The organism is Variovorax sp. P4_D9 (assembly GCF_056401695.1).
Map to the genome: position 1 here is coordinate 1 of NZ_JBFUIU010000751.1, position 4261 is coordinate 4261.

Genomic DNA, 4261 nt, shown 5'->3' on the forward strand with positions numbered 1-4261 from the left:
AACCGAACCTGATCGCCCGGCCGCTCGGCCAGGAGGTTCTTGCGGCGGCGGTGGCCGACTACCTGCGCCGCCACCGCCAAGCCGCGATCGACCTGCACATCGACGCCCGGCCACAGGCCGCGCGCGCCGCCCGCGCCRCGCAGGGCGAGCACCGTGGGCACCGGCACCTGCAGGGCCTGTTCGGGCACCGGGCGCTTGTCGTCGTCGACCACCAGCAGGCCGCAGCTTCGCGCCGGGCCATCGACCAGCGCCGCAAGCGCATCGGGCAAGCCCAGCTGCGCTGCCAGCGTCAGTACCAGCCCGATGGTCGGCCGCGCCATGCCGGCCGGCGACTGCAGCCATGCCAGCACGCGGCCCAGCATCGGGTCGGATTCGACCGCCGCCGCCAGCGCGACAGCGATGCACTCGGCCTCGCAGAGACCGAAGGCGCCGGCCAGCGCATGCAGGCGCTCGTCCGCCTCGGGCGGCGTGCGCAGCCAGTCGGCAAGCGTCGCGCCGTCGGCGGTAACGACCTGCGCGCGCAGCCAGTCCGGCTCGGCGCCCGGCGAATCGGCATCGGCCAGCACGGCGAGCACGAGCGAATGCAGCGGCAGACGCAGCGCGGCGCAGGTCGGCAATGGCTCGGGCGCGTTCACGACGATGACGCCGAAGCGTCCCGGTAGTGATAGGCGACCACGCGGCCGAACCATGGCAGCCAGCCCGGATCGATGTCGAGGCCGATGCGCCGCACGCGCAGATCGATGGCCGCGAGACGGAAATGCACGTCGACATGGGTCGGCGTGAGGCTCAGCCGGCCGGGGCGCAGCACCAGGCTCGCCAGCCCGATGTGCGCCCCGCGACGCAGCCAGCGGCGCACCGCGGTGAGCCACAGGCCGGCCTGCGCGCTCGCGCTCGCCGCGGTCGTCAACGCCTGCACCAGCGGCAGGGATGGCGCGCCGCGCGGCGCCGCCAGCAGGTTGCGCCACACGGCAGGCGCGTCCGCTTCGATGCGGCACGGCGGCGCAGCGCGCGCGACCAGTTGCCACATCGGGTCGTCGACCGGTGCGTCGAGCCGTTCGAGCGCGGCCGCGAGAACCGCGCAGGTCCAGTCGGCCGGGTCGGCCGAGGCCGCCTCGGCCCAGCGCGGCAGGCCCAGTCGCGCCAGCACCGGCAACAGGAACAGCAGGCCGCCGCAAGCGGTGGGCACGGCATCGCAGCAGGCGCTCGTCGATCTGGCCCGGGAACGCGTGATCATCACGCGGCCCGGAGATGCGCCCGGCTCACCCGGCGCCGGGGCGGGAAGCGATGCGGATATCAGCGCGGACGCATCGGGGGATCGCGCAAGGCGCCGACCTCTCGCCCCCGGCAAAGGCCGCGCACCGCGCCGCGCGCTCGGGGTGTCCACAGCAGGGACGGGCGCAGTGCCGGCGGCGACGGCGGCTGCCGGCGGCGGGTCCGGCGCGGCCGGCGCGACCGGCCCGGTCGGAGAAGCAGTCGAGGCCGGCGGCCGTTGGCCCGCGTTCGATGCGCCCGCGGCCGCCCGCAGCAAGCATTCGAGCCATGGCGGCAAGCGGAACTCCGAGGGCCCGAGACCGGCCGCGACGACGCCCGGCGCCGCCTCCCGGCGCTTCAACCCCGACTCGCGCAGCAGCGCGTCGCCCAGGGCCGGCGGCACCATCGCCGCCAGCCTCCGCGCGCCGCCGCCCTGCGTCGCATGCAGTGCCCACGCCGGCAGCGCCACCGCCGCCTCGCCGGTACGGGCCACGGCGCGCGCAATGGCGCGGAGGTTGTCGCCGGCGCTGGCGCCGACGCGGAATTCCGCCACCGCCAGGGGCCAGTACCAGGCGGTGCATCCCCTGCCCTGCAGCAGCCGTCGCGTGAGAGCGATACGCGCATGCCAAGCGCTGCGGAACACCACGTGCTCGGCGGCCGCTGCATCGGCGCCCGCGCCATCCGTCCACACCACGGCGCTGTCGGCGAAGCGGGCCTCGATCACGCGGGCGATCGTTTGCGACGAGGCCTGCCGGGGCAGCCGGCCCAGCGCCAGTCGCCGCACCAGCAGCAGCCGGGCGCCGGCATCGGGCAGGCTGGCGCAGCGCAGCGCGTCCTCGAGCCGCAGCACCGCGCCGCGCGCGGCCTCCTCGCTGCCGGCCACGAGCCGAAGGCGACGGGCGTGACGTTCCGGCGAGGGCATGGCCAGGCTCAACGTCCGAACAGCGTGCGCTTGGCGCTGGCGGTCTTCATGCTCAGCATCGCGCCGTCGTCGAAATGGATCCGCACGTCGGTCCCCAGATCGACCTGCACCGCCATCGTCTGCACCACCCGCGCCGAGATCTCGGCGTGGCCGATGTCCTCCACCAGCGCCCGCGCCACCACCTGCTCGCCACGGTAGGCCACGGCCTGCATGCCGACCCGCAGCTTCGAGGCGTCGATCGCCAGCAGCGGGATGCGGGTGCCGACGGCCACCGCCGGCATCGGGCGCGCCAGGCGGCCGGTGATGATGCGGTCGACCGGCGCATGGCTCGCGAGCAGCAGGCACATGCGCACCACGTCGTTGACCAGCGCCAACGCATCGGGCTTGCCGGGCTCGATCTGGCTGAACAGCCAGTCGACGTAGGACTGCATCTGCCTGCGGTCCTCGAAGGCGATCTCCGACCAGCGCGGCAGGCTCGCGAGGTTGCGCAGGTTCGGCGCCGCGTCGAACTCCGACAGCGTCTCGGCCCACTGCAGCCGCAACACCGGCAGCACGGCCGAGAACTCGGCGTGCAGGCAGACCGCGATGCTGCGGATATTCTCGAGCTCGTCGGCGGCGCTGCGCGCGACGTCGGCGCGGCCATGGCCGCCATCGGCCAAATCGGCGAAGGACACCACCTGCTCGGCCTGCACGCGCTGTCCCTGCCAGGTGAGGCCGGAGAGCGCCGCGAGGTCGAGCGCCTGCATAGCCGTGATGCGCGGCGCCAGCGCCTGCGCCTGCCGCGTCGCGACACTGGCGATGGCCTGGCTGATCTTGGTCACGCCCGCGGCGGCGGCGACGATCGGCGTCGCCAAGCCCGACAGCGCGCGGGTCTTGGCCACCTGCACCATGCGCAGCAGGGGCTCCGAGCGGTCGAGGCGCCGCAGGATCGGCGGCGCGGCGACGAACCAGTTGGCCGGTGCCTCGCGCACCACGCGCATCATGTCGGCGATCTCGTCGGGCACGTCGGGATGCGCGCGCAGGCAGGCCGGCACCGGCGCCTCGAGCAGGCCGGGGTCGACCGAATGGGTCGGCGTGGCCAGCAGATTCTCGACCTCCCGCGGCCGCACGAAGGCCAGGAACTTGACCTCGTCGGCCAGCACCCGGATGCGGTTCGCATTGACCGCATCGAGCCGCTCTGTCTCCTCGGCCAACAGCGAGCGCGCGACGCTGACGTCGTAGCGGGCCTCGGCCAGTTCGTCGGCGACGCTGACCAGCCGCGTGCCGACCGCGGCCAGTGCGGTCCGCACGCCGGTGGACGCGGCGTTGCAGACGCTGATCGCATCGCGGTAGAGCTTGATGCGGCCTTCCATCTTGCGCATCAGCGCCACCACGTGATCGGACAGGTCGGTGCTGTCGGAGAACATCGCGCCCTCGTCCGGATCGCCGGTGGTCTGGCCGGCCGGCAGCCGCGTCGGCACCTTGAGCAGGGCGCCGAGCAGCGGCCGCTTGACGAGGAAGTCGGTGAAGGGCCGTTCGAGCGGCGGCGGCCCACCCTCCGGCGGCGTCAGGTCGTCGAGGAAGGTGTCGCCCTCGAGCCCGMGCATCGACACGTCCTGGAACAGGCCCGGCGTGACACCGCCATCCTCCGCGGTCAGCGTGTCGGCCAGCCGAACCAGCGAGAGCACCGCCTCGTAGCGCGAAGAGGTGGCGTAGTCGCGCGCCTCCTTCGACTTCGGGTCTTCGAGCCGCTTGGCGATGGTGGTGGTGCGGATGAAGGCGCTGCCAGTCAGCGGGTCGGCGTTGGCGACGTCGGAAGGCGACGGGGGCGCGGCCTTGCCGCCGCCGACGCCGATCACCTGGATGTCGCCGAGCGCGCGCTTGTCGAACAGCTCGGCCCTGCTGCCGATGCTGCCGGCCAGTCCGGTCGAGATCGGCACCTTGACCGTTGCCGTGTCGCCCAGCGTGGTGCCGATCACGCCGCTGCCGATCCGGCTGCCGACGCTGCCGCCGACCGAGATCACGCCGGTGTCGATGCGGATGGCGAGCGGCGCAGCCAGCAGGCTGCCGGCCCGCTCGCCGGTGGTGGTGGCCGCCGCCGCACTGGCC

At 74.1% G+C, this 4261-nt stretch carries 2 protein-coding genes and 1 pseudogene; all 3 read right to left on the reverse strand.

Annotation, left to right across the window (positions count from 1 at the left end):
• Window positions 1–635: hypothetical protein (locus tag AC1DY5_RS44315; protein WP_478120762.1), on the reverse strand; the 635-nt coding region annotated here is incomplete at its 3' end.
• Window positions 632–2173: a hypothetical protein gene (locus AC1DY5_RS44320; protein WP_478120763.1), complete on the reverse strand. Its 1542-nt coding sequence runs from the start codon at window positions 2171–2173 to the stop codon at window positions 632–634. The genes AC1DY5_RS44315 and AC1DY5_RS44320, both read right to left, overlap by 4 nt.
• 8 nt (window positions 2174–2181) lie before the next feature.
• Window positions 2182–4261, reverse strand: a pseudogene (locus AC1DY5_RS44325) (hypothetical protein); the annotation flags it as partial.

Excerpts from the sequence above, each read along its gene's own strand:
- AC1DY5_RS44320 (WP_478120763.1), bottom strand. The coding sequence starts at position 2,173 with ATGCCCTCGCCGGAACGTCACGCCCGTCGCCTTCGGCTCGTGGCCGGC.